21 protein-coding genes are annotated in these 23,973 nt (G+C 70.6%); 5 read left to right on the top strand and 16 right to left on the bottom strand.

Translation table 11 applies throughout. From position 1 onward, the window contains the following. The 3 genes from nadB (at window position 1) to fabB (ending at window position 3,288) form a co-directional block, all read left to right on the top strand. Window positions 1–1,488 carry an L-aspartate oxidase gene (gene nadB / locus E1B00_RS09805; RefSeq protein WP_246048645.1) on the top strand — a complete coding sequence of 496 codons (1,488 nt, stop codon included), beginning with the start codon at window positions 1–3 and terminating at the stop codon, window positions 1,486–1,488. 64 nt (window positions 1,489–1,552) lie between these two features. Further along, complete coding sequence (gene fabA, locus E1B00_RS09800) at window positions 1,553–2,074, top strand: 3-hydroxyacyl-[acyl-carrier-protein] dehydratase FabA (protein WP_139448229.1); 522 nt, start codon at window positions 1,553–1,555, stop codon at window positions 2,072–2,074. A 2-nt stretch (window positions 2,075–2,076) separates the two neighbouring features. Further along, window positions 2,077–3,288 carry a beta-ketoacyl-ACP synthase I gene (gene fabB, locus E1B00_RS09795; protein ID WP_139448227.1) on the top strand — a complete coding sequence of 404 codons (1,212 nt, stop codon included), beginning with the start codon at window positions 2,077–2,079 and terminating at the stop codon, window positions 3,286–3,288. A gap of 4 nt (window positions 3,289–3,292) precedes the next feature. Here fabB and E1B00_RS09790 read toward each other — a convergent pair whose 3' ends face one another. Together E1B00_RS09790 and ubiU are read right to left on the bottom strand one after the other, a co-directional pair. Beyond that, window positions 3,293–4,171 carry a U32 family peptidase gene (locus E1B00_RS09790; RefSeq protein WP_139448225.1) on the bottom strand — a complete coding sequence of 293 codons (879 nt, stop codon included), beginning with the start codon at window positions 4,169–4,171 and terminating at the stop codon, window positions 3,293–3,295. A gap of 4 nt (window positions 4,172–4,175) precedes the next feature. Continuing rightward, a complete protein-coding gene (gene ubiU, locus E1B00_RS09785; RefSeq protein ID WP_342774279.1) occupies window positions 4,176–5,231 on the bottom strand; it encodes a ubiquinone anaerobic biosynthesis protein UbiU in 1,056 nt (351 codons plus the stop codon). An 82-nt stretch (window positions 5,232–5,313) separates the two neighbouring features. On the opposite strand from ubiU, the gene E1B00_RS09780 reads away from it, so the two are divergent. After that, window positions 5,314–5,937, top strand: a complete 624-nt coding sequence (locus E1B00_RS09780; RefSeq protein WP_139448223.1) for a hypothetical protein — start codon at window positions 5,314–5,316, stop codon at window positions 5,935–5,937. Here the strand turns inward: E1B00_RS09780 and E1B00_RS09775 are convergent. The 14 genes from E1B00_RS09775 to miaB all read right to left on the bottom strand — a co-directional run bounded on the left by E1B00_RS09775 (window position 5,880) and on the right by miaB (window position 22,831). Next, window positions 5,880–7,367 carry a UbiD family decarboxylase gene (locus tag E1B00_RS09775; protein ID WP_139448221.1) on the bottom strand — a complete coding sequence of 496 codons (1,488 nt, stop codon included), beginning with the start codon at window positions 7,365–7,367 and terminating at the stop codon, window positions 5,880–5,882. The two genes, E1B00_RS09780 and E1B00_RS09775, sit on opposite strands and share 58 nt — an antisense overlap. Further along, a complete protein-coding gene (locus tag E1B00_RS09770) occupies window positions 7,364–8,446 on the bottom strand; it encodes a PLP-dependent cysteine synthase family protein (RefSeq protein WP_139448219.1) in 1,083 nt (360 codons plus the stop codon). The genes E1B00_RS09775 and E1B00_RS09770 overlap by 4 nt, the downstream gene beginning before the upstream one ends. Beyond that, a complete protein-coding gene (locus E1B00_RS09765) occupies window positions 8,443–10,365 on the bottom strand; it encodes a pyridoxal phosphate-dependent decarboxylase family protein (RefSeq protein ID WP_139448217.1) in 1,923 nt (640 codons plus the stop codon). The genes E1B00_RS09770 and E1B00_RS09765 overlap by 4 nt, the downstream gene beginning before the upstream one ends. Continuing rightward, window positions 10,362–10,763, bottom strand: coding sequence for a SirB2 family protein (locus tag E1B00_RS09760; protein ID WP_139448215.1), 402 nt, complete (start codon window positions 10,761–10,763; stop codon window positions 10,362–10,364). Before E1B00_RS09760 ends, E1B00_RS09765 begins: the two co-directional genes overlap by 4 nt. Window positions 10,764–10,775: 12 nt before the next feature. After that, the gene (locus E1B00_RS09755; protein WP_139448213.1) at window positions 10,776–11,993 is read right to left on the bottom strand and encodes an NnrS family protein; all 1,218 of its coding nucleotides are present in this window, start codon (window positions 11,991–11,993) and stop codon (window positions 10,776–10,778) included. Between the two features lie 144 nt (window positions 11,994–12,137). After that, window positions 12,138–14,417 (bottom strand): nitric-oxide reductase large subunit, encoded by a 2,280-nt coding sequence (locus tag E1B00_RS09750; protein ID WP_139448211.1) that lies wholly within the window; start codon window positions 14,415–14,417, stop codon window positions 12,138–12,140. Window positions 14,418–14,508: 91 nt separating this feature from the next. Further along, window positions 14,509–15,258: a helix-turn-helix domain-containing protein gene (locus E1B00_RS09745; protein ID WP_139448209.1), complete on the bottom strand. Its 750-nt coding sequence runs from the start codon at window positions 15,256–15,258 to the stop codon at window positions 14,509–14,511. Window positions 15,259–15,277: 19 nt separating this feature from the next. Continuing rightward, the gene (gene hemN / locus E1B00_RS09740; RefSeq protein WP_176693195.1) at window positions 15,278–16,672 is read right to left on the bottom strand and encodes an oxygen-independent coproporphyrinogen III oxidase; all 1,395 of its coding nucleotides are present in this window, start codon (window positions 16,670–16,672) and stop codon (window positions 15,278–15,280) included. A gap of 151 nt (window positions 16,673–16,823) precedes the next feature. Beyond that, on the bottom strand, window positions 16,824–17,834 hold the full coding sequence (locus E1B00_RS09735) for a magnesium and cobalt transport protein CorA (protein WP_139448207.1): 1,011 nt from the start codon (window positions 17,832–17,834) through the stop codon (window positions 16,824–16,826). A gap of 40 nt (window positions 17,835–17,874) precedes the next feature. Beyond that, window positions 17,875–19,116 carry a lipoprotein N-acyltransferase Lnb domain-containing protein gene (locus E1B00_RS09730; RefSeq protein WP_139448205.1) on the bottom strand — a complete coding sequence of 414 codons (1,242 nt, stop codon included), beginning with the start codon at window positions 19,114–19,116 and terminating at the stop codon, window positions 17,875–17,877. Further along, window positions 19,100–19,951 carry a CorC family transporter gene (locus E1B00_RS09725; RefSeq protein WP_139448203.1) on the bottom strand — a complete coding sequence of 284 codons (852 nt, stop codon included), beginning with the start codon at window positions 19,949–19,951 and terminating at the stop codon, window positions 19,100–19,102. Before E1B00_RS09725 ends, E1B00_RS09730 begins: the two co-directional genes overlap by 17 nt. An 86-nt stretch (window positions 19,952–20,037) precedes the next feature. Further along, on the bottom strand, window positions 20,038–20,499 hold the full coding sequence (gene ybeY, locus E1B00_RS09720; RefSeq protein WP_139448201.1) for an rRNA maturation RNase YbeY: 462 nt from the start codon (window positions 20,497–20,499) through the stop codon (window positions 20,038–20,040). Continuing rightward, window positions 20,496–21,473, bottom strand: coding sequence for a PhoH family protein (locus E1B00_RS09715; protein WP_139448199.1), 978 nt, complete (start codon window positions 21,471–21,473; stop codon window positions 20,496–20,498). The genes ybeY and E1B00_RS09715 overlap by 4 nt, the downstream gene beginning before the upstream one ends. Beyond that, window positions 21,470–22,831 (bottom strand): tRNA (N6-isopentenyl adenosine(37)-C2)-methylthiotransferase MiaB, encoded by a 1,362-nt coding sequence (gene miaB / locus E1B00_RS09710; RefSeq protein ID WP_139448197.1) that lies wholly within the window; start codon window positions 22,829–22,831, stop codon window positions 21,470–21,472. Before miaB ends, E1B00_RS09715 begins: the two co-directional genes overlap by 4 nt. A 150-nt stretch (window positions 22,832–22,981) precedes the next feature. On the opposite strand from miaB, the gene E1B00_RS09705 reads away from it, so the two are divergent. Further along, window positions 22,982–23,875, top strand: coding sequence for a lytic transglycosylase domain-containing protein (locus tag E1B00_RS09705; protein ID WP_139448195.1), 894 nt, complete (start codon window positions 22,982–22,984; stop codon window positions 23,873–23,875). Window positions 23,876–23,973: the final 98 nt, after the last annotated feature.

Here is a 23,973-nt window from a genome sequence, read left to right as displayed (position 1 = left end):
GTGCCGGCGCCGCTGGTGGTGGTCGGTGCCGGTGTCGCCGGACTGAGTGTCGCGCTGGCGGCGGCGCCGCGGCGCGTCCTGCTGTTCAGCCGCGCGGCGGGCGACGGCGCGACGGCGCTGGCGCAGGGCGGCATCGCCGCCGCGCTGGCGCCGGACGACGATCCGGATCAACACGCCGCCGACACGCTGGCCGCGGGCGCCGCGCACAACGATGCAGCGCTCGTGTCCCGGCTGGTCAACGGTGCGCCGGAGGCGATCCGCTGGCTGGCCGCCCGCGGCGTGCCTTTCGACCGAGAGGGGTCCGGCTGGCAGCTGGGCCGCGAGGGCGGGCACCAGCGGGCCCGCATCGTGCATGCGGGTGGTGACGCCAGCGGCCGCGAGCTGCTGGCGGCGCTGTCCGGCGCGGTCGCGACGGCACCCCACATCGAGCGGCGCGAAGGCTGGACCCTGCGATCGCTGCGGCTGCAGGACGGACGCATCGCCGGCGTCGGCCTGGCACGGACGACAGGCCGCGGCGAAGTGCAGATCGAAACGCCCGACGTGGTGCTGGCCACCGGCGGCATCGGTGCGCTCTTCGCCGCCACTACCAATCCACCGGGCGCGGACGGCGCCGGCCTCGCGATCGCCCTGGCCGCCGGTGCGGCGGCGCGCGATCTGGAGTTCGTCCAGTTCCACCCGACGGCTCTGGCGGTGCCCGGCCTGCGTCCGCTGCCGCTGGTGACCGAGGCGCTGCGCGGCGCCGGCGCGGTGCTTCGGGACGCGCAGGGCCGGGCGCTGATGGCCGGGGTGCATCCGCTGGCCGACCTGGCGCCGCGCGACCGGGTTGCGCGCCGCATCTGGAGCGAGCTGCGCTCCGGCGGCGAGGCCTGGCTCGACGCCACGGCGCTGGACGCGTCGGCATGGCGGCAGTTTCCGACCGTGCGTTCGCTCTGCCTCGCGCACGGTATCGACCCGCGCGTGCAGCCGATCCCGGTGACACCGGCGGCGCATTTCCACATGGGCGGCATCGCGGTGGATGCGCGCGGACGCAGCCGCCTGCCGGGGCTGCATGCCGTCGGCGAGGTGTCCTGCAGCGGCGTGCACGGCGCCAACCGGCTGGCGAGCAATTCGCTGCTCGAGGGCGTGGTGTTCGGGCGCCGGCTCGGCGAATGGCTTCGGAAACCCGGCGTATCGCCGCGCACAAACGTCGCTGCGCAATCGGTCGTCCTGGCGCCTGCGGCTGCCGAGCCCGCACTGCTGCAGCTGCGTGAATGGCTGTGGCAAGGGCTGGGCCCGGTCCGGGATGAAGCGACGATGCGTCACGCGCTCGCGCGCATCGACGCCCACGCCGGACTCAGCGAGAGCTGGCAGGCCGGACTGGCGCGCCAGCTCCTCCTGTCTGCGATCGCACGGCGCGAAAGCCTCGGTGCCCACCATCGCGTTGACGTGTCGCCGGATTCTTCCATACACCAGCGAATCGCTACGCCTGCGTACGGCGAAAATAATTGACGCGAGTCAGCCACGAGGGTGCGTGGGGATGAAAGAATCGCGCTTTCCCTTGAAGGAGCGCGCCATGAACCTTCCGCTTCCCCATTCCTTCGATCGAAGTCAGCTGCTCGAATGCGCCAGCGGTGCGATGTTCGGCGCCGACGGCGCACGCCTGCCGTCGGACCCGATGCTGATGTTCGACCGCATCACCGAGATCCGCGAGGACGGGGGCCGGCACGGCAAAGGTTTCATCCGCGCCGAACTCGACATCCGCCCGGAGCTCTGGTTCTTCCAGTGCCACTTCACCGACGACCCGGTGATGCCCGGCTGCCTGGGCCTCGACGCGATGTGGCAGCTCGCCGGCTTCTTCCTGCCCTGGCTGGGCGAGCCCGGCCGCGGCCGCGCGCTCGGCGTGGGCGCGGTGAAGTTCACCGGCCAGGTGCTGCCGACGGCCAAGCTCGTCACCTACGAGATCGACATCCGCCGCGTCGTGCGCGGTCGCCTGAAGATGGTGATCGCCGACGGCCGCACGCTCGTGGACGGCCGCGAGATCTACACCGCCGACGAGCTGCGCGTCGGCCTGTTCACTTCCACCAAGGACCTGTGACGATGCGGCGTGTCGCGATCACCGGCATGGGCATCGTCTCGTGCCTGGGCAATGAACTCGATGTGGTTTCTTCGGCGCTGCGCGAAGGCCGGGCCGGCATCCGCCAGCTGCCCGAGGCCGCCGAACGCGGCCTGCGCAGCACGGTCGGCGGCGCGCCGGAGATCGACCTGGCCGCGCGCATCGACCGCAAGCAGCTGCGCTTCATGGGCGAGGCCGCGGCCTATGCCCACATCGCCATGCAGTCGGCGATCGCCGACGCGGGCCTGGACGAAACCGCGGTGCGCAGCCCGCGCACCGGCCTGATCGCCGGCTCCGGCGGCGGTTCGGCGCAGTGGCAGGTGGAGGCCGCCGACCTGTTGCGCGAGCGCGGCGTGCGCAAGGTGGGCCCTTACATGGTGCCGCGTACGATGTGTTCGACGGTGTCGGCCAACCTGGCCACCGCCTTCGGCGTGCAGGGCGCGACGTATTCGATCGGCGCGGCCTGCGCCAGCTCGGCGCACTGCATCGGCGCCGCCGCCGACATGATCCTGGCCGGCCGCCAGGACATCGTCTTCGCCGGCGGCGGCGAGGAGCTGCACTGGACCCTGAGCCTGCAGTTCGACGCGATGGGTGCGCTGTCCACCCGCCACAACGATCACCCCGCGCGCGCCTCGCGTCCCTACGACGCGAATCGCGATGGTTTCGTCATCGCCGGCGGCGCCGGCATGCTGGTGCTCGAGGATTACGATCACGCGATCGCGCGCGGCGCGCGCATCCACGCCCTGCTGGCCGGTTACGGCATCAGCTCGGACGGCGCCGACATGGTCGCGCCGTCGGGCGAAGGCGCGGTGCGCTGCATGCGCATGGCGCTCGAAGGCGTGGATGCGCCGGTGGATTACCTCAACACCCACGGCACCTCGACGCCGCTGGGCGACCTGGTCGAACTGCGCGCGATCCGCGAGGCCTTCGGCGACGCGGTGCCGCCGCTGTCCTCGACCAAGGCGCTGTCGGGTCATTCGCTGGGCGCTGCCAGCGTGCACGAGGCGATCTACTGCCTGCTGATGATGCGCGACGGTTTCATCGCCGGCTCGGCCAATATCGAAACGCTCGATCCGCAGGCCGAGGGCTTCCCGATCGTGCGCGAAAGCCGCGCGGCGAAACTCGACACCGTGATGTCCAACAGCTTCGGCTTCGGCGGCACCAACGCGACGCTGGTGTTCCAGCGGAATAGGTGAGCGATCAGCCGGGCGGCAGTCCCGGCTTTCCCGGCTGGCCGTGCCAGTAGCCGTTCACGGCACCGCGGCGCGGTGGCGGCTGGGGCGAGCGGCGGGCGAGGTCGAAATGCTCGACGACCTCGCGCATGCCCTCGGCCTGCGGATACAGGCGCAGCAGGTCGACGCCCAGCGCGCGCAGCGCCGGCAGTTCCGGTCCCAGGTCGGTCACTTCCTCGCCCTGGACCTGGATGCCGTTGATGCGCAGGAAGGGCTCGCCCTCACGCGTCGCCAGCGGCAGGCCGTCCGGATGTTCGATGCAGCGGAAGCCGCAGGCGTCCTTGGCGACGTCGAGTGCGCGGGCGGTGAAGCAGCGCGCCGAGTAGGCCAGCGGCAGGCGGCCCCAGGCGATCACCTCGAGCTCGGGTATCGCGCCGCCTTCGGCGCGCCGCGCGTCGAGCAGCTCGGCGATCAGCGCCTGTCCCTGCTCGACGCCCGGAACCCAGCGGCGCAGGCCGTCGTCCATCAGCATGGCCAGGGCACGGTGGTTGTAGAGGTTCAGGCTCGGCCCTGCGACGAAGGGCAGGCGCCGTTCCCGGCACAGCTGCACCGCGGTCAGGTCGTTGGCCTCGATCAGGAAGCCGCCGTGGTCGAGCATGCGGTTGAGCGCGTTGAGTTCGGATTCGGCCTCGACCAGGGCCAGGCTCGAGAGCACGATCTCCTTGCCGGTGGACGCGAGTTCGAAGGCCAGCGAAATCCAGTCGCGCGTGCCGAGTTCGCGGCGTTTGCTGCAGACGGTTTCGCCCAGGTAGACGCTGTCCACCGGCCAGTCGGCAGCCTCGCGGTAGAAGGCGAGCGTGCGTTCGCGGGGCCAGAAGTATTGCGGGGGTCCGAGGCTGAGTTTCATTCGGTCAGTGCCAGGCGCGGTGATAGGGGCCGAGGGTGGTCTGGTGGCCCTCGGCGTGGGCGGACAACGCGGCCTGCCACTCCCCGCGCGGCGCCCAGGCGTCGGGCGCGGCGGCATGCCGGTCGATCGCTTCGCGCCAGGTCCGGGTGACCGCGGTGACGTAGGCGACGCCGCGCTGCCGCCCTTCGATCTTGAGCGCGGCCACGCCGGCGCGGGCCAGGCGCGGCAGCAGCTCCAGGGTGTTGAGGCTGGTGGGCTCCTCGAGCGCATGGAAGGTTTCGCCGCCGACCGTGAAGCGCCCCTTGCACACGGTCGGATACGCCGCCGGTTCGCCGGGCGAATAGCGGTCCATCAGCAGGCCGTTCAGACGCACGCCGCGGCTGCCGTCGCCGTGTTCCTCCCAGCGCACGAATCGCGCCGGCGAACAGACGCCGTGGCGGTTGGGCGAGGCGCCGGTGACGTAGCTCGACAGCTGGCAGCGGCCCTCGACCATGATGCACAGGCTGCCGAAGCCGAATACCTCCAGCGGCACCGGCGAGGTTTCGCACAGCCGTTCGACCTGCTGCAGCGACAGTACCCGCGGCAGAACCGCCCGGCTGATGCCGAAGCGTTCGTGCATGTAGCGCAGCGCCGGCGCCGTGGTGGCCGAACCCTGCACCGACAGATGCCTTGCCATGCCCGGATATTCGCGCGCCGCATGCTCGAGCACCGCCATCTCGGCGGCGATGATGGCGTCGCAGCCCAGCTCCGCCGCATGGTCGACCGCGGCCTGCCAGGCGCGCAGGCGCGAGGTTTCCGGATAGGTATTGAGCGCCAGGTAGACCTTGCGGCCGCGCGCGTGGGCGTAGGCGATGCCGGCGCGCAGTTCGGCTTCGTCGAAGTTCAGGCCGGGAAAGGCGCGGGCGTTGGTCTGGTCGCGGAAACCGGCGTAGACGGCGTCGGCGCCGGCGTCCACGGCCGCGCGCAGGGCCGGCAGATTGCCGGCGGGACAGACCAGTTGCATCGGGAACTCCTCGTCGGGGCCGGTGGCCATGCTGTACGCGACGAAGCGGGCGGACATTGACCTGGATCAGTTCCCGTCGCCGTCGCCGGGTCCAGCATGGCGACATTCGGTCCCGCCGGGACCGGTCGAGGAGACCCCGATGATCCGTCCTTCCATGCGCTGCCTCGTGGTGGCACTGGCGCTGCCCGTCCTGGCCGCGGGCTGCGCGCACCATCCCGGTCGCGGCGAAGCGGCGCCGCAGCACGCCGGACCCCATGCCGATGCTGCGGGCCCCGGGGATACTGAAGACCACTCGGGCCACTCGGGCCACTCGGGTCACTCGGGTCACTCGGGTCACTCGGGTCATGCGTCCCATGCAAGGCATGCGAACCCCGCCGGGCATGCCGCGGGGGAAGCGCCCATCGACGCGCCGGACGCGCGCTGGCCGGCCGATGCGGCGCTGAGCCGCGGCATGGGTCGGGTGCGCGCCGCGGCCGACTCGCTGGTGCACGCCTCCCACGGCCACCTCGATGCCGCCGGAATCCAGGCGCTTTCCGCCGAACTCAAGTCGGCGGTCGAGACGATGTTCCTCGAATGCCGGCTCGACCCGGCGCCGGACGCGGCCCTGCATCCGCTGCTGGCGCGCGTGCTCGGCGCGAGCGAGGCCCTGTCCGACGGCCAGTTCGACGCCGGTGCCCTGGCCGAGCTGCGCGCGGTGCTGGCGCGTTATGGCGAGCTGTTCGTCGACGACGCCAGCAGCGTCGACCAGATCGACTCGGCCTGACGTTCCGCCGCCGGGTCGGGCACGATCGGTGCGCTCCAGGGCCGGCGCGTTTCGCCCGGCCACTTGTGCGTCGCGTCCAGGCCGAGCTTGGAACCGAGGTTGGGCTCCGGGCTGGAAAAGTCGAGGTAGTCGATCGGCGTGTTCTCCACCAGCAGGCTGTCACGCGCGGGGTCCACGCGCGTGGACAGCGCCCAGACCACCTGCGGCCAGTCGCGCACGTCGATGTCCTCGTCGGTGACGATGACGAACTTGGTGTAGGTGAACTGGCGCAGGTACGACCAGATTCCCATCATGATGCGCCGCGCATGCCCCGGGTACTGCTTGCGGATGCTGACCACGGCGATGCGGTAGGAGCAGGCTTCCGGCGGCAGATGGAAGTCCACGATCTCGGGGAACACCTTGCGCAGGATCGGCACGAACACGTCGTTGAGTGCGGCCGACAGCACCGAGGGCTCGTCCTGCGGCGCCCGGCCCATGTAGCTGCCGTGATAGATCGCATCGCGGCGCATGCGCAGCCGCTGGACCGTGAAAACGGGGAACTCGCCCTGGGCGTTGTAGTAGCCGGTGTGATCGCCGAACGGGCCTTCGGTGGCGGTGTCGTCCGGGTGGATGAAACCCTCCAGCACGATCTCCGCGCCCGCCGGTGCGTCCAGGTCGGTCAGGGCACTGCGCCAGACGCGGGTACGTGCGCCGCGCAGCAGGCCTGCGAATTCGTACTCCGAGAGCGTGTCGGGCACTGGCGCGACCGCCGCCAGCATCGTCGCCGGATCCGCGCCGATCGCGACCAGCACGGGGAAGGGTTTGCCGGGGTGGGCGGCCCGGAAGTCGGCGAAGTCCAGGGCACCGCCGCGGTGCGGCAGCCAGCGCATGATCACGCGGTTGCGGCCGATCAGCTGCTGGCGGTAGATCGCCACGTTCTGGCGCGGCTGGCGGGTGCCGCGCGTCACCACCAGGCCGAAAGTGACCAGGCGCGCGACGTCGCCCGGCCAGCAGCGCTGGATCGGCAGGGCGCCCAGGTCGATGTCCTCGCCTTCGAGCACGATGTCGTCGAAGGCGGCGTCGGCCACCACCCGCGGCGCCACGTGCGCCAGCTGGGCCAGCTCCGGCCAGCTCGACAGGGCCTGGCGCAGGTTGGCCGGCCAGCGCGGTTCCTTCAGTGCGGCCAGCAGCTCGCCCAGCTCACGCAGCGAGGCCAGCGGTCGCCCTCCCAGCGCCAGTTCGATGCGGTCGCGGTGGCCAAACAGGTTGCCGAGCAGGGCCTGTCGCGAGCCCACCGGGCGCGTCATCAGCAGGGCCGGCCCGCCGCGCATCAGCGACAGGCGGCACAGCGCGGTGCTTTCCAGGTCCGGGTCCACCGGCGTGCCGACCTCGCGCAACTGGCCGCGCGCCGACAGCGTTGACAGGAAGCTCCGCAGGTCGTGGTGACTCACGGGGCGACGATGCCCAGCTGCGCACGCAGCCGCGCCAGAGACGGCGCCAGGCAGATGCCGCGGGCCGTCAGCCAGTCCGGGTCGAACAGCGTCTCGGCGTAGCGTTCGCCGCGGTCGCCGAGCAGGCTGACGATGCTGCCGGTGCGGCCCTGTGCGCGCAGGCGTGCGGCCAGCTCGAGGCAAGCCACGAGGTTGGTGCCGGAGCTGCCGCCGTAGCGCCGGCCGAGCAGCTCTTCCAGGGCCCAGGCGCCGGCGATCGAATCAGCGTCGTCCACTTCGACGACGTCGTCCACCACGTCGAAAAGGAAACCCGGCTCCACGCGCCGCCGGCCGATGCCTTCGACCCGCGTGGGCGCAAGTGCGACGGCATCGCGGCAGCCGCTGCGCCAGCCGGTGGCGAAGGCGCCGCCGGTCGGCTCGGCCACGCAGACGCGGGAATCGAGCCGGCGGTAGCGCAGGTAGCGCCCCAGCGTCGCGGAGGTGCCGCCGGTGCCGGCGCCGCAGACGATCCAGGCCGGCTCCGGGTCCGGTTCCCGCGCCATCTGTGCCAGGATCGATTCGGCGATGTTGTTGTTGCCGCGCCAGTCGGTGGCGCGTTCGGCCAGGCCGAACTGGTCGAGGTAGCACAGGCCGCGGGCGGTGGCGAGCTCGCGCGCCATCGCGCTGGCGTCCATGGCCGAGGGCACCAGCACGCATTCGGCGCCGAGCGCGCGGATCGCGCGGATCTTGCCGGGCGCGGTGCAGTCCGGCATCACCGCCTTGAAGCGCAGCCCGAGCAGGCGCGCGAACCAGGCTTCGGAGATCGCCGTACTGCCCGAGGACGCATCGATGACGATCTGGCCCTCGTGCAGGCGGCCATTGCACAGCGCGTAGAGGAACAGCGAACGCGCCAGCCGGTGCTTGAGGCTGCCCGTGGGATGCGAGGCCTCGTCCTTGAAGTAGAAGCGGATGCCCGGGAACGCCGGCAGGTCGACGCGCAGCAGGTGGGTGTCGGCCGAACGCGCGGCTTCCTGTTCCAGCGTTGCCAGGGCGCCGTGCAGCCAGCGGCGGTCGGCGGCGGTTTCCGCGACGGCATTCATGCCGGCACCGCCATCAGGGCGGTCGCGCGCCGTTCCAGATAGTCGAAGTACAGCTCCAGGTAGCTGATGCCGTTGCCGCTGTCGAGCAGGAAGGGATTCATCAGGGTGTGACGCAGGATCACCAGGCGATCGTCGTCGTCGCCGCCGGCGTCGAGCGTGGCCGGGTCCAGGGCCAGCGAGGCCAGCACACGGGCGGTGTCGGCGTCTCCCAGGATCTCCGGGCGCAGGGTCGTCATCGAGCCGAAGAACTCGCGGGCCTGCAGCGGCTGGTGCGGGTCGTAGCTCAGGCCTTCGTGCAGGGCGCGCACGAAGCGGTTCATGCGGCCCACGTCGCGGTTGCCGGCGGGATTGAGGGCAAGGCAGATCAGGTTGCTGTCGGGTTCGAAGGGGATGCGACAGTGCAGGCGGCCTTCGAGCCGCGCGGCGAATCGCGCCGCCGCGGTGCGGAAGGCTTCGGTGGCCAGGATGCTTTCCCGCGGCAGCGCGCCGAAGTTCTCGTGGTCCAGCGGCAGCACGCGATGGGTGACGTAGACCGCCGCCGCCGCCGCGCCGGACTTCGAGCCCTCGGGGATGTAGCGCCCCAGCTGCCGGAAGCGCTGGAAATAGTCTCCGCCGGTGTCGGCGCTGAAGACGTAGTCGGCGTCTTCGGCCAACAGGGCCATCGCGCGCTGGTCGCGGCAGAGGAAAGCACCGGCGCCGTAGGGCAGGTAGCCGAGCTTGTGCGGGTCCACGGTGATCGAATCGGCGCGGTGCAGGGCGCCGACGGCGGCGTGCACTTCCGGCGCGGGGAAGTCGCGGAACTCCTCGCGCATGTCCGCCAGCGGGCGCAGGCGGCCGTCGGGTTCGCGGAACAGGGTGGCGAGGTAGCCGCCCCAGGCCGCGTCCACGTGCACGGCGAAGCCCAGGCCGAGCGGCGCCCAGCGCTCGCGTGCGGCCACCAGTTCGTGCACCGGGTCGACCGTGCCGAACTCGGTGCTGCCCATGACGCCGACCACGGCGAGCACCGGCTGGTGATTGCGCAGGCAGTCGTGCAGGCGTTCGTCGAGCGCGCCGGCATCCAGGCGCATGCCCGTCTCCGGCACCAGCTCCAGCTGGGCGCGGCCCAGGCCCATCAGCTTCATGCCCTTGGACCACGAGTAGTGCGCCGTGACCGGCGCGAACACCCGCGGCGAGCCCAGCGCGGGATGCCGGCCCAGGAACTCGGCCAGGCCCAGGGTTTCCAGCCGCTGCGCCGTCAGCCGCGCGCGCCATTGCCGGCGGTCGGCAGGCGACTGCGTGGCCAGCCACGTTTCCCAGGCCGTCAGAAGGGCGATGGCGTCCGCCGGCGTCGTGTTGAAGGCGGCGCGGTCGTCTTCCGGCAGCGCCAGCCCGGGCGGCGCCGCGGTGCGCAGCGCCACCGGGAACGCCTTGAGCGCCAGCGCCAGCCGCAGTGCCTGGAAGTTGGCGAGCGTGCCGCCCGAGGTCAGGTGGCCGAAGGCGCAGTCCGGCCGCGTCGGGTCGTCGACATAGCCGAACATGCGCGCCAACTGCAGGCCGGCCTTGATCTCCAGGTCGATCGTCACCGGCGCGGCGTCGAGGCTGACGTTGTTCGGGTTGTAGGGCAGGGTGAGGAACTGCGCCGCCAGTCCCGGCAGCAGCAGGTCGGACACCATGTGCCCGATGTAGCGCGGGCTGTGGAAGGGAACGGAGCGCTTCAGCGCCGCCGAAAGCGTGTGCAGTTCGCGGCGCATGCGCGCCTCGAAGTCGCGGAAGGCCGGTTCGCCCGCCGCGGCGGTCGGAATCGCCGGCGGGTCCTCGGGATGGAAGTTGCGGCGCCAGTACACGTGGTCGCGCAGGAACTCGACGACCAGTTTTTCCAGCAGCGTGTCGTTCTCGCCGTAGGGGCCGAGGAAGCAGGGATGCAGGGAGGGCGAGGTCATGACGCCAGCCCCTGCAGGATGCCCAGCGGATGGTGCGCGCGGGCCACGAAGTACATGAAGGCGAAGCAGCCCAGCGCCGCGGCGTAGCAGAGCGCGCGGCCGCGGGGGCTGCGCGCGCGCTTGAGCGCCAGGGTGCCCAGCACCACGTAGCACAGCAGCAGGCTCAGTTTCACCGACAGCCAGGGTACGGCGAAGGGATTGAGCTTGAGTGCGGTCAGCAGCATCAGCGCCGCGGTGAGCAGCACCGTGTCGATGCTGTAGCTGAGGTAGCGCAGCGGCGCGGCCATCGCCCAGCGCTGGCCGGCCAGCACGGCGGCGCCGCGCAGCGCGAACAGGCCGCCGCTGGCCAGCACGGCGGCGATGTGCACGGCCTTGATCTGCAGGTAGAAGACGATCATCGCGCTCTCCGCTCAGCCCGGCCGGCCGTCGGCGCGCGGCGTGGCGTAGATCCACAGCGAGCGCAGCACCCAGGGCAGGAACACCGCCACCCAGGCCAGACCGGCGGCGAGGAACCACGGCGCCGGGTTCGGCGACAGCTCGGAGAACACGCGCACGACGGCGACGACCTGCATGCCGATGAAGGCCAACGCCGGGATCCGCCCCAGCACCAGCGGCCGGCCCGAGTGGCCCTGGGTGACACGCGTCACCATCGCCACCAGCAGGCTGCCGAAGAAGCCGACCGACACCGCGTGCACCGGCCCACGCCCCAGCGCGAACTCGCCGGTACCGAGGAACCACAGGCTCTGCGCCGCATACAGGGCCAGCGCCACCGGCAGCCAGGCGTAGCCGATGAACAGCACGCGCAGCAGCGCCGGCGCCTTGCCGCGCGGCCACCAGCGCCACAGCGTCAGCACGCCGAGCCCGAGCAGCGGCAGGTCCACCAGCCAAAGCCACTGGTATAGATGCGCGAGCTCCAGCGCCACATGGCCCAGCCACAGCGGCCACGACGCCGCCAGCAGCCACATCGGACGCCACGGTTTATAGCCGGGCACGATGTTGCCGGCGAAGAAGGGGAACATGCGGTGGGCGACCGTGCTGTAGACCGGGACCAGCAGGCCGAAGGTGCCGATCTTCAGCATGGCGAAGGCCAGGCGCGGCTCGGTGGGCAGATGCAGGTAGATCACGAAGGCGATCAGGCCGGCCAGGCCCATCAGCAGCCCCGCGAAACACGAGACCGCATGCCAGTTGCCGCTGCGGTCGCGCGCCAGCCAGCCCGCCAGCACGACCATCGCCGCGATCCAGCCGGCCAGCGTGTTGACCACGCCGATGTGCAGCAGCACCGCCGAGCCCGACAGCAGGCCGGCCAGGGTCAGCGCCTGGCCCGCGACCAGGCCCAGGCCCACTGGCAGGTAGTGCCAGCGGCTGGCTTCGGTCTGCGCCATCCAGCGCGGGAACACCGTGAGCAGGAAGCCGAAGATGAAGGTCGGCAGCACCTGGTACTGCATGATGAAACCGTGCATCCAGCCGGCCGGCACCGTCGGTGCGGGCAGCAGGCCACCCAGCCAGCCCGTCCACCAGGCCATCGCCGCGAGCACGTTGGCGGCGCCGATGAAAAACAGCAGGCGGTGCGGTGCGGCGGCGAGGGCGGCCAGCGGGAAGGAGCGGTCGAGCGGGACGGCGGTGGCCATGGCGGACTCCACGGATTCTGGTGTCCATGGTGGATTGGCCGCGGTGCCGGCGCCTTGATTCAGGTCATCCGGGGCCGTTCCCGCGGCCCGCGCAAAAAAACGGGGCCGCAAGGCGACCCCGTTCAAGACCGACCGCAGTGTCCCTCAGCGGGCGGTTTCGGTCACGCCCTCCACCTTCACCGGCGCGGTGCGCGGCTTGATCCACAGCCGCGCCACGAACCAGGCCAGGGCCACGGCGCCGACGCTGAAGATGGTGTCGCCGGGTACGCGCATCCACACCAGCATGTCGATGATCGGCTGCTGCATGAACTCGGCCGAGCGGGCGTACCAGTAGCCCTCGCCGATGGCGGCGTTGAGCTGCAGGATGCCGATCGGCAGCAGGGTGAACAGCGCCATGCCGACCAGGCCGATGTTCAGCGCCCAGAAGGCGGTGCGCAGCGGCGCCTCCGGCCAGATTGCCTGCGGCTTCATGCCCCGCAGGCAGAACAGCATCAGGCCGATGCCCAGCATGCCGTACACGCCGAACAGGGCGGTGTGGCCGTGCAGCGGGGTCAGGTTCAGGCCCTGCATGTAGTACAGCGGCAGCGGCGGGTTGATCAGGAAGCCGAACAGGCCGGCGCCCACCAGGTTCCAGAACGCAACCGCGGTGAAGAACAGGATCGGCCACTTGTAGCGCTGCATCCACGGCGTCGCCTTGCCCAGCTTGAAGGTGTGCCAGGCCTCGAAGCCGACATAGGCCAGCGGCACCACTTCCAGGGCGCTGAAGCTGGCGCCGAGCGCGATCACCGCAGTCGGCGTGCCGGTGAAGTACAGGTGGTGCAGGGTGCCCAGCACGCCGCCCGCCATGAACACGATGGTCGCGAACAGCGTGGCCAGGGTGCCGGTGCGGATCTTGATCAGGCCCAGCCTGGTGAACAGGAAGGCGATGACCGCCGTGGCGAAAACCTCGAAGAAGCCTTCCACCCACAGGTGCACCACCCACCAGCGCCAGTATTCGACCATCGACAGGTGCGTGTGTTCGCCCCACAGCAGGCCGGCGCCGTAGAACAGGCCGATCGCCACGGTGGAGAGGAAGAGCAGGGTGGTGATGGACTTCGACTCGCCGCCGGCCTTGATCGCCGGCACCAGGCAGCGGCCCACCAGGGTCAGCCAGATGCCCAGGCCCAGGAACAGGAACCACTGCCAGAACCGGCCCAGGTCCACGTATTCCCAGCCCTGGTGGCCCCACCAGAAGTTGTGCTCGAGCCCGAGCTTCTGCATCACCGCGAACCACTGGCCCGCGAAGGAACCGACCACGATGATGATCAGGCAGACCCACAGCACGTTGACGCCCAGGGCCTGGTATTTCGGCTCATGCCCGGAGATCGCCGGGCCGATGTACAGGCCCATGCCCAGCCAGGCCGTGGCGATCCACAGCACCGCCAGCTGCGTGTGCCAGGTGCGCGTGAGCGAATAGGGCAGGATTTCCGACAGCGCGAAGCCGTAGGCCTCCTGGCCTTCGACCTGATAGTGCGCGGTGATCGCGCCGAGCAGGATCTGGGTCAGGAACAGCGCGATCACCACCCAGAAGTACTTGGCGGTGGCCTTCATGGACGGGGTGACCACGATCTTCGCCAGCGGGTCGCTGGCCGGCAGCACCGGGTGCTCCTCCTTGTCGTGGCTGACCGCGTAATGCCAGCCCAGCAGGGCGACGCCGGCGATCAGGAACAGCACGCTGAACACCGTCCACACCAGCAGGTTCGGCGGCGGCGTGTTGCCCACGAGGGGCTCATGCGGCCAGTTGTTGGTGTAGGTGATGTCCTTGCCCGGGCGCTCGGTGACCGCCGTCCAGGCCGTCCACCAGTAGAAGGCGGTCATCTGGCGCCGGTGTTCGGCGTCGGGCACCGTCGCTTCCTTCATCGCGTAGGCCTCGCGCAGCTCGCGCGTGGCCGGGTCGTTGCTGAACAGGCTCTGGTAGTGCGCCGAGACGTTGTTGATGGCGGCCAGGCGGTCGGCGTCGATCACGATCACGCCATTCTCGGCGTCGAAGGTGTTCGTGCGCAGCCGCTCCTGCAGCCGGGCTTCCAGCAGCGCCTGCTCGGGCTTGCCCAGCGCGGCATGGTTGGCCACGGCATAGTCTTCGCGGGCCCAGCGGTCCAGGATGTCCACCGCCTCGCGGTGCAGCCAGTCGGCGGTCCAGTCCGGCGCGACATAGCCGCCGTGGCCCCAGATCGAGCCCAATTGCTGGCCGCCGATCGACTGCCAGACCTGGCGACCGGTCTGGATGTCGTCCTTGGTGAACACCACCTCGCCCGAGGTGGTGACCACCTGGTCGGGAATCGGCGGCATGACGCGGTGGATCTCGCTGCCCACCCATAGCAGGGCGGAGAACGAGACGATCAGAAGGGCGGCCAGGCCGGCCCATAGTTTGCGGGTACTGCTCATGACGGCTCTCCTGTCAGGATGGCGCCATGCTCTGCCCTTCGCCGCCGGCGGACCCTGATTCAGGTCAAGTCGGGGCAGGGTGGACGGGGCCTCAGTGACGCAGGACCGGCCGGGCCAGCTCTTCCAGGCGGGCGGGGTCGAGCATCTCGAGCTCGCGGCGGTCGACCCGGATCAGGCCGTCTTCCTGTAGCCGCTTGAGCACGCGGCTCACCGTTTCCGGCGCCAGGCGCAGGTAGTTGGCGATGTCGGTGCGGGTCATGGTCAGGTGCAGGCGCGTGGCGGAAAAACCGCGCTGGGCGAACCGCCGCGACAGCGCCACCAGGAAGGCCGCCATGCGCTGGTCGGCGCTGTAGTCGCCGGCCAGCAGCGCGGCCTTGCCGATGTCCTGGCTGAGCAGGCGGAACAGTTGCGCCTGCAGGCCCGGCATGCGCGTGGCCAGCAGGGCCATCTTCGGGAACGAGAACCGGCACAGCATCACCGTGTCCAGCGCCACCGCGTTGCAGGGATAACGCGCCTCGCTGATGGCGTTGAGGCCGATGATCTCGCCGGGCAGGTGGAATCCCAGCACCTGTTCCTGGCCGCTGGCGTCGAGCACGTAGGTCTTGACGGTGCCGGCGCGCACGGCGGCGATGGCGTTGAACTCGTCGCCCTCGCGGAAGATGTGCTCGCCTTCGTGGAAGGGGCCGATGTGCTCGACCAGCACATGCAGGTCCATCAGCGCCGCCTTGTCGTAGCCCTGCGACAGGCAGGCGTCGGAGAAGGCGCAGGTGCTGCAGAAGCGCAGTTCGTTGCCGTCGTCGGCGATCGGATTGGGCCGGGGCCGGCGCGACGGAGTGCTCACCGGAACGCCCCGGAGATAGTCAGATGGACTTCGAGTAGCGCACGGGCTGCTCGCTGGGCTGGTGCAGGTAGCGGTCGAAACATGCAGCGATGATACGCAGCAGCAGGCGTCCGCGCGAGGTCGCCCGGATCCGGCCGGCGGGCCGTTCGACCAGGCCGTCGGCCTCCAGCGCCTGCAGCCGCTCCAGGTCGGCGGCGAAATAGATGTCGAAGTCCACGTCGTGTCGCTCCTCGAGGGCGGCGATGTCGATCTCGCCCTGGCACATCAGCTGCTGGATGAGGTCGGCGCGCAGCACGTCGTCGGCGTCCAGGGTCATGCCGCGCCAGGTGGGCAGGCGGCCGGCGTCGACGGCGATCTCCCAGCTGGGCAGGTCGCGCGGGTTCTGGCTGTAGGTGTCGCCGATGTGGCTGATCGCGCTCACGCCCATGCCCACCAGGTCGCTGTCGGCGTGGGTGGTGTAGCCCATGAAGTTGCGGTGCAGGCCGCCGCGCTCCTGCGCCAGCGACAGGTCGTCCTCGGGCAGGGCGAAGTGGTCCATGCCGACGTAGCGGTAACCGGCCACCGACAGTTTTTCGATCGCCAGCTGCAGCAGACCCAGCTTGGTCTCGGGGTCGGGCAGCAGGCTGGCGTCGAGCTGCTTCTGCGGCTTGAACAGCTGCGGCATGTGCGCGTAGCTGTACACCGCGAGGCGGTCCGGGCGGGCTTCGATCACGGTGTCGAGCGTGCGGCCGAAACCCTCGCGGCTCTGCAGCGGCAGGCCGTAGATCAGGTCCACGTTCACCGAGCGGAAGCCGTGTTTGCGGCAGGCGTCGATGACGGCGCGGGTTTCTTCGACCGACTGGATGCGGTTGACCGCCTTCTGCACCGCCGGGTCGAAGTCCTGCACGCCGAGGCTGGCGCGGTTGAAGCCCATGAAGGCCAGGGCCTCGATGTCGCCGGGGTTGACGAAACGCGGGTCGAGCTCGATCGAGAAATCGCGCTCGGGCGAGCGGCTGAAGCGGAAGTGCGTGTCCAGGCTTTCCAGCAGTTCGCCGATCTGGCCGGGCGTCATGAAGTTCGGGGTGCCGCCGCCCAGGTGGATCTGGATAACCTCGCGGTCGCGGTCGAACAGCGGGCCCAGCATCGCCGCCTCGCGCACCAGGCGCGAGAGGTAGGCCTCGGCGCGCGAATGGTCGCGGGTGATGATGCGGTTGCAGCCGCAGTAGAAGCAGGGGCTGAAGCAGAACGGCACGTGCGCGTACAGCGACAGGCGGCGCGGGATCGGGTCGTCGTTGCTCTGGCGCGCGGCGCGGGCCATCTCGGCGGCGCCGAAGCCGCCGTGGAACTGCGGCGCGGTCGGGTAGGACGTGTAGCGCGGCCCCGGCCGGTCGTAGCGGCGGAGCAGGTCGGCGTCGAAGGGCGGGATCGCGGTCATGGCAGGCAGGGTAGGCCGGGCCCGGCCCACCCGCCTTGATCCGCGTCAAGCCACCCCCGCAGGAGGAATTTCGAACGGGGTCAGGTTCACTTCCTGGCGCGGGAAGTGAACCTGACCCCGTTCTTTGCCGCGGCCCGCGCCGTACCGCGGGTCAGATCCATTTCGCGCGGCGCAGCACGACGAACAGCCCGGCCACGATCGCCGCCGTGCCGCCGATCAGGATCCAGTAGCTGTAGCGCCCGCCCAGCTCCGGCATGTGGGTGAAGTTCATGCCGTACCAGCTGGCGATCAGGGTCGGTGCGGCCAGCAGGCCGGCCCAGCCGGCCAGGCGCTTGACCACCTCGCCCTGGCCGACGGTGACCAGGGCGAGGTTCACCGACATCGCCGCGGTCAGCATCTCGCGCAGCGTGTCCACCGCGTCGTTGACGCGCAGCGTGTGGTCGAACACGTCGCGGAAGTACAGCCGCATCTCCTCGCCAACCAGCTGCGTGTGTACGCGGGTGAGCTGGCCGGTGATGTCCTGCAGCGGCGCCACGGCCAGGCGCATGCGGGTGAGCTCGCGCTTGAGTTCGTACAGGCGCACCACGGTGTCGCGGCGGAAGGTCTCGGCGAAGATGTCCTGCTCGAGCTCGTTGAGCTGGTCGCGGAACTCGTCGACGATCGGCAGGTAGTTGTCGACGATGTAGTCGAGCACCGCGTACAGGCCGTAGCTGGGCCCGATCGCCAGCAGCTCCTTCTCGCGCTCGGCGCGGGCGCGCACCGGCGCGTAGGACAGCGAGGCGCCGTGGCGCAGGGTCACCAGGTAGCGCGGGCCCATGAAGATGTGGGTCTCGCCGAAGGCGATCTTCTCGTCCACCAGCTGGGCGGTGTGGGCGACGATGAAAAGCGAATCGCCGTAGGCCTCGATCTTGGGCCGCTGGTGCGCGTTGCGGGCGTCCTCGACCGCGAGGTCGTGCAGGCAGAACTCCTCCTGCAGCTTGTCGAGCAGCGCATCTTCGGGATTGAACAGTCCGACCCAGACGAAGCTGCCGTCGTCCACGGCCAGCACGTCGCTGATCTGGTCGAGGCTGAGGTCGCGGCGGGTGCCGTCGCGGCTGTAGGCCACGCAGTTGACGACGCAGGCGGGGGTGGTCGGCGCGGCGGGAGCGGAGAGGTCGTTCATGGCCGGCATCATCGGCCGCGCGGCCGGTGCCGGCAAGCGTTCAGCGCCGGGGCGCGAACGCGCGCAGCAGGGCCCAGTGCAGGGGCAGCAGCAGCAGGACCCATTCGACGTTCTGCTGCGGCCGGAACGGCAGGAACTTCAGGAAGCCGGCCAGCGCGGCGCAGGCGGCCACCGCGACCAGCAACGCGCGGAAGAACTTCGAGGCTTCGCGGCCGCGGGCGACGGCCCAGCCGCCGGGCAGCAGGCCCAGGCAGAGCGGGCTGAGCAGCAGCAGGTTTTCGTTGCCCCAGCCGGCGACATGGGCACTGCCGAACCAGATGAAGAGCATGGTCAGGCCCGCCAGCCCGGCCACGGTCCAGACCGGAAGGGCCAGCGCGGCGAGCAGGCGCGGGCGGCGCCGGCCCAGCCACAGCGCGCCACCAGCCAGCACCAGGCCGGCGGCGAAGGCCGCGCCGCGCAGCTGCGGCGCTTCCGCCGGCGGCTGGCCGATGCGGTGCGGCAGCAGGGTTTCTTCGGCCAGCACCAGCGGACGGCCATCGGCCAGCTTCACCTCGCGCAGCGCGTCGCGCAGGCGCATCGGGATGAAGGACTCGTCCCAGCGCGACAGCGGCCGGTCGGCGTAGTCGGACAGGCCGACGTGGAAACCGATCGCCATCCAGGGCGCGGGGGCGGCCAGGCGCACCGATTCGCTGCGGTAGGTATTGCCCTGCGAGCGGCCGCTGAGCTGGGACTTCAGCAGGCCATCGAGCGCGCCATCTATCGCGTCACGCACCTTGGTCGAGCAGTTGCTGGTGTAGTAGTCGTAGCGGTAGCGGGCGTTGTCGCCGGTGGCGTTGGCTTCCAGCGCGGCGGCGAGCGCGACGACCTGGCCTGGCGTGAGGTCCAGCCACTGCACGGCGGCGCCGCGGCCGAGCCGGGCGTAGCGCGCCAGGTCCTGGCGCAGCGGCAGGGCCACCAGCCAGTAGCGCATGTTGCCGTGCACGAAGTTGCCGACGAAGTTCGGCTCGTCCAGGTCGAAGTAGCCGAAGTTGTAGGCGACCGGCTCGCGGCCGTCGCGCGGGTCCACGACGATGGCGTTGTGGCCGAAGCGTTCGAAGAAGATCTCGCCCGGCTCCATCGTCACCACGCCGATGCGCGCGGCCGGAGCGGCCACCGGTGCCGGCGTCGTGGCCGGCACGGCGGGCAGGGGCGCGCCGGGCACGGCGGGGTCGGCGCTGGCGGCGCTCGCCACCAGCAGCAGGCAGCCCGCCAGCAGTGCGCGCAGCCTATTCCGCAGGGGCATGCACGCTGACCACGAAGGTGTGCACCCGGCGCCGGTCGGCGCGGCCGACCCGGAAGTGGAAGCGGCCCAGGGCCAGCTCCTCACCGGCCTCGGGCAGATGGCCGATGGCGGCGGTGACCAGGCCGCCGATGGTGTCGTATTCGTCGTCCGGGAAATCGGCGCCGAACTGGTCGTTGAAGTCGGAGATCGGCGTCAGCGCGTCGACCATGAACTGGCCGTCGGCCTGGGCGGCGATCAGGTTGGCCTCGTCGGCGTCGTCGTGCTCGTCGTCGATCTCGCCGACGATCTCCTCGAGCACGTCCTCGATGGTGACCAGGCCGGCGACGCCGCCGTGTTCGTCCACCACGATGGCCATGTGGTTGCGCGAGAGGCGGAATTCCTTCAGCAGCACGTTCAGGCGCTTGGATTCCGGGATCAGCACGGCCGGGCGCAGCAGCTCGCGCACGCTGCCGGGGCCGCCGTCGGCGACCATGCCGCGCAGCAGGTCCTTGGCCAGCAGGATGCCCAGGATCTCGTCGCGGTCTTCGCCGTGCACGGGGAAGCGCGAGTGGCCGGACTCGACCACCAGCTTCATCAGGTCCAGGAACTTGGCGTCGATGGGCAGGGACACCATCTGCGAGCGCGGCACCATGATGTCGCCGACCTGCTGTTCGGACACCGACAGGGCGCCCTCGAGCATCTTCAGCGTGTCGGGGCCGAGCAGGCCATTGGCCTGGGCGTCGCGGAGGATCTCCACGAGGTCGGCGCGGGTCTGGGGTTCGCCGGAAAAGGCCAGGCTCAGGCGTTCGAGCCAGGAGCGGCGTTCCGGCGCGGTACTAGGGGAATCCTCGGACATCTCGGGTGGGGCAGGCGCCGCGGGGGCGGGACGCTGGAGTGTACCCGGGAACCGTTTCCGGTTCATTTTTCCCGGGCCGGGGCCCGTCAATAGGGGTCGGGCAGGCCCAGGCCGGCCAGGATGTCCCGCTCCATCTGCTCCATGGCCTCGGCCTCGCGTTCGTCTTCGTGGTCCAGGCCCAGCAGGTGCAGGACGCCGTGCACGGTCAGGTGGGCGTAGTGGGCCAGCAGGGGCTTGCCCTGCTCGGCGGCCTCCTTGGCCACGACCGGGGCGCAGATCACCAGGTCGCCCAGCAGGGGCAGGGTCACGCCCTCGGGCAGTTCGGCCGGGAAGCTCAGCACGTTCGTGGCGTAGTCCTTGCCCCGGTAGTGGCGGTTCAGGGCCCGGCCTTCCTTGGTGTCGACCAGGCGGATCGCCAGGTCGGCGCGGCGGATCCGGCCCTGGGCGGCCGCGGCGGCCCATTTGCGGAAGCTGGCAGCGCTGGGCAGGCCCTTGCGGGGCAGGCCGTAGCTGACGCTGACATCAAGCTGCACGGGACCCTTGGTCATTCCTGCGACTCCTTGCCGTCCCGGGCATCGTAGGCCCGGACGATGCGCGCCACCAGCGGATGCCGCACCACGTCGTGGGCGGTGAAGAAGGTGAAGCTGATGCCTTCGGTGCCGCGCAGCACGTCGATGGCGTCGCGCAGGCCGGACTTCTGGTGCTTGGGCAGGTCGATCTGGCTCAGGTCGCCGGTGATCACCGCGGTGCTGCCGAAGCCGATGCGGGTCAGGAACATCTTCATCTGCTCGATGCTGGTGTTCTGGGCCTCGTCGAGGATCACGAAGGCGTCGTTGAGGGTGCGGCCGCGCATGTAGGCGAGCGGCGCGATCTCGATGACGTTGCGTTCGAGCAGCTTGGCGACCTTCTCGACGCCGAGCATTTCGTACAGCGCGTCGTAGAGCGGGCGCAGGTAGGGGTCCACCTTCTGGCTCAGGTCGCCGGGCAGGAAACCGAGCTTCTCGCCGGCTTCGACCGCCGGGCGCACCAGCAGCAGGCGCTGCACGCGGCTCTCGTTGAGCGCCTCGACCGCCATCGCCACGGCCAGGAAGGTCTTGCCGGTGCCGGCCGGGCCGATGCCGAAGTTGATGTCGTGGGTGGCGATGGCGTGCAGGTACCTGGCCTGGTTGGCGCCGCGGCCGCGCACGGTGCCGCGCTTGACCTTGATCGCGACCTCCTGCGGGTCGAAGCCGCCGCCCGAGGTCAGCCGCTCGAGGTTGGCGCTGCCCAGCCGCGAGTGGATCTTGTGCGGGTCCAGGGTCTCGCGCTCGGCTTCGGCGTAGAGCGCGCGCAGCAGTTTCTCCGCGGCGTCGGCGGCCTTGGCGTCGCCGGTGACGCGGAAGACGTGGCCGCGGTTGGCGATCTCGACGCCCAGGCGCAGCTCGAGCTGGCGCAGGTGCTCGTCGAAGGGTCCGGCGAGGTTGGCCAGGCGTTCGCTGTCTTCGGGTTCGAGCACGAAATCGCGGTGCGCGGGTTTGTTCATGCGGTGGCGTCCTCGGTGATCAGCACCTCGCCGCGCAGCGAGTTGGTGCGCGCCTCGGTGATGCGCACGTCCACGAAGCGGCCGATCAGGCGCTTGCCACCGGCGAAGTTCACGTTGCGCATGTTCTCGGTCTTGCCGGTGAGCTCGTCCGGGTCCTTGGCGCTGGGCCCCTCGACCAGGATGCGTTCGACGGTGCCGACCATGGCTTCGGAAATCTTCCGCGCGTTGGCGTTGATCGCCGCCTGCAGGCGCTGAAGGCGCGCATTGGCGACCTCGGCCGGCACCTCGTCGTGCAGGTTGGCGGCCGGCGTGCCGGGGCGGCGGGAATAGGCGAACGAGAAGCTCTGGTCGAAGCCGATGTCCTCGACCAGCTTGAGCGTCGCCTCGAAGTCGCGCTCGGTCTCGCCGGGGAAACCGACGATGAAGTCGGAGCTGATCACGATGCCTGGCTTGGCCTCGCGCAGACGGCGGATCTTGGCCTTGTATTCGAGCGTGGTGTGGTTGCGCTTCATCGCCGCCAGGATGCGGTCGCTGCCCGACTGCACCGGCAGGTGCAGGTAGCTGGCCAGCTGCGGCACGTCGCGGTGCGCTTCGATCAGGGCGTCCGAGAATTCGACCGGGTGCGAGGTGGTGTAGCGGATGCGGCCGACGCCGTCGAGGGTGGCGATGGCGCGGATCAGGGTGGCGAGGTCGGCGATGCCGCCGCCGTCCCCGATGGGTCCGCGGTAGGCGTTGACGTTCTGGCCCAGCAGGTGGATCTCGCGCACGCCCTGGGCGGCGAGCTGGGCGCATTCGAGCAGCACGTCGTCGAAGGGCCGCGACACTTCCTCGCCGCGGGTGTAGGGCACCACGCAGAACGAGCAGTACTTGCTGCAGCCCTCGATGATCGAGACGAAGGCGGTCGGGCCCTCGGCGCGCGGCTCGGGCAGGCGGTCGAACTTCTCGACCTCGGGGAAGCTGATGTCCACCTGCGGCCGGCCGCTGTCGCGGCGCGCCTCGATCATCTGCGGCAGGCGGTGCAGGGTCTGCGGGCCGAACACCAGGTCGACGTAGGGCGCGCGCTTGAGGATGGCCTCGCCCTCCTGGCTGGCGACGCAGCCGCCGACGCCGATCAGCACCGGCTTGTCCTTCTTCAGGTGCTTCCACTTGCCGAGCTGGGAGAACACCTTCTCCTGCGCCTTTTCGCGGATCGAGCAGGTGTTGACCAGGATGACGTCGGCCTCGGCCTCGTCGGTGGTCAGTTCCAGGCCGTGTTCGGCGGCGAGCACGTCGGCCATCTTGGCCGAGTCGTACTCGTTCATCTGGCAACCGTGGGTCTTGATGTAGAGCTTGCCCCGGGCGGGCGAGTTCACGGGCATGGCGGCGGTTATTCCGTTCCGTGGGGGGCGATAGTGTAGCCCGCGGGGCAGGGCGGGCGGCCCGTGCCGGCTGTCCGGACCGGGCCGGCCGCGTCGTTTTCCCGTCCAGACCCTTGGCAACCGGCCGGGCATGGAGTAAACCTCGCGCCGATGAGCCCCTGCCGCCTGCTGACGCTGGCCAGCCTGATCCTCGCCGCCGCCCCGGCCGGGGCCGGCACGCTGTACCGCTGCACCGGCGCCGACGGCATTCCCAACTATTCCGGCAAGCGCGTGGCCGGTTCCCACTGCGAAGTGGTCTCGACCTATACCGCCGCCGACTCGCGGCCGCGCGGGCCCGCCCCGGCGCCGGCGGTGGCCAGTTCCGGCGGTGCCGGCTCCGGCGGGACGCCGCGCGCCACGCCGGCCGCCCGGGTCGATTTCCGTACCGCCGGCGCCGGCCAGGCCCTGGCGGCCGCACCGCGGCCCAGCGGCGCGCGCGTGACCCGCGGCGCGGTCTACAAGTACGAGCGCGACGGCGTGGTGCACTACACCAATGTGCGCCCGGCGGGCGCCACCGCGGCGCAGATGCTCTTCAGCTACGTCGAGACCTGCTACGCCTGCGGCGTTCTGCCCGGCGTGGATTTCGGCACCGTGCGCCTCAACCTCGACAGCTACGCCGCCGAAGTCCGGGCCGCGGCCCTGGAATACGGCGTCGACGAAGCCGTGGTGCGCGCGATCATCCACGCCGAATCGGCCTTCCGCCCCAATGCGGTCTCGCACGCCGGCGCCCAGGGCCTGATGCAGTTGATCCCGGCCACGGCCAGCCGGTTCGGGGTTTCGGACGTGTTCGATCCGAACCAGAACATCCGCGGCGGCGTGCAGTACCTGGCCTGGCTGCTCAAGCGCTTCGACAACGACCTGACCCTGGCGGCGGCCGGCTACAACGCCGGCGAGGGCGCGGTCGACCGCCACGGCGGCGTGCCGCCCTATGCCGAGACCCAGCGCTACGTCCAGCGCGTCGGCCAGCTGGCCGAACGCTACCGCGGGGCCCTGGCCTCGAACTGAGCGCCTTCACGGCCGGTCGGCCGGCGGCCCAGCCCGCCGTTGTGACCGCCGCGCTCCCTCCGCTACAATTGCGCGTCTTTGCGGGCCCCCTCGGGCTC

The organism is Arenimonas terrae (genome assembly GCF_006265115.1).
Lineage (GTDB): Bacteria > Pseudomonadota > Gammaproteobacteria > Xanthomonadales > Xanthomonadaceae > Arenimonas > Arenimonas terrae.
The sequence above is the reverse complement of the archived record's forward strand: the minus strand, read 5'-3'. Positions and strand labels throughout refer to the sequence as shown.

Bases quoted from the DNA above. Each gene is read 5' to 3' on its own strand.
- hemN (WP_176693195.1), bottom strand. From the start codon at position 16,672: ATGACCGCGATCCCGCCCTTCGACGCCGACCTGCTCCGCCGCTACGAC.
- E1B00_RS09765 (WP_139448217.1), bottom strand. From the start codon at position 10,365: ATGACCTCGCCCTCCCTGCATCCCTGCTTCCTCGGCCCCTACGGCGAG.
- E1B00_RS09750 (WP_139448211.1), bottom strand. From the start codon at position 14,417: ATGAGCAGTACCCGCAAACTATGGGCCGGCCTGGCCGCCCTTCTGATC.
- miaB (WP_139448197.1), bottom strand. From the start codon at position 22,831: ATGCCCGTGAACTCGCCCGCCCGGGGCAAGCTCTACATCAAGACCCAC.
- ubiU (WP_342774279.1), bottom strand. From the start codon at position 5,231: ATGTCCGCCCGCTTCGTCGCGTACAGCATGGCCACCGGCCCCGACGAG.
- E1B00_RS09770 (WP_139448219.1), bottom strand. From the start codon at position 8,446: ATGAATGCCGTCGCGGAAACCGCCGCCGACCGCCGCTGGCTGCACGGC.
- fabB (WP_139448227.1), top strand. From the start codon at position 2,077: ATGCGGCGTGTCGCGATCACCGGCATGGGCATCGTCTCGTGCCTGGGC.
- E1B00_RS09730 (WP_139448205.1), bottom strand. From the start codon at position 19,116: ATGCCCCTGCGGAATAGGCTGCGCGCACTGCTGGCGGGCTGCCTGCTG.
- E1B00_RS09715 (WP_139448199.1), bottom strand. From the start codon at position 21,473: ATGAACAAACCCGCGCACCGCGATTTCGTGCTCGAACCCGAAGACAGC.
- fabA (WP_139448229.1), top strand. From the start codon at position 1,553: ATGAACCTTCCGCTTCCCCATTCCTTCGATCGAAGTCAGCTGCTCGAA.
- E1B00_RS09735 (WP_139448207.1), bottom strand. From the start codon at position 17,834: ATGAACGACCTCTCCGCTCCCGCCGCGCCGACCACCCCCGCCTGCGTC.
- E1B00_RS09755 (WP_139448213.1), bottom strand. From the start codon at position 11,993: ATGGCCACCGCCGTCCCGCTCGACCGCTCCTTCCCGCTGGCCGCCCTC.
- E1B00_RS09780 (WP_139448223.1), top strand. From the start codon at position 5,314: ATGATCCGTCCTTCCATGCGCTGCCTCGTGGTGGCACTGGCGCTGCCC.
- E1B00_RS09760 (WP_139448215.1), bottom strand. From the start codon at position 10,763: ATGATCGTCTTCTACCTGCAGATCAAGGCCGTGCACATCGCCGCCGTG.
- E1B00_RS09705 (WP_139448195.1), top strand. From the start codon at position 22,982: ATGAGCCCCTGCCGCCTGCTGACGCTGGCCAGCCTGATCCTCGCCGCC.
- E1B00_RS09790 (WP_139448225.1), bottom strand. From the start codon at position 4,171: ATGAAACTCAGCCTCGGACCCCCGCAATACTTCTGGCCCCGCGAACGC.
- ybeY (WP_139448201.1), bottom strand. From the start codon at position 20,499: ATGACCAAGGGTCCCGTGCAGCTTGATGTCAGCGTCAGCTACGGCCTG.
- E1B00_RS09725 (WP_139448203.1), bottom strand. From the start codon at position 19,951: ATGTCCGAGGATTCCCCTAGTACCGCGCCGGAACGCCGCTCCTGGCTC.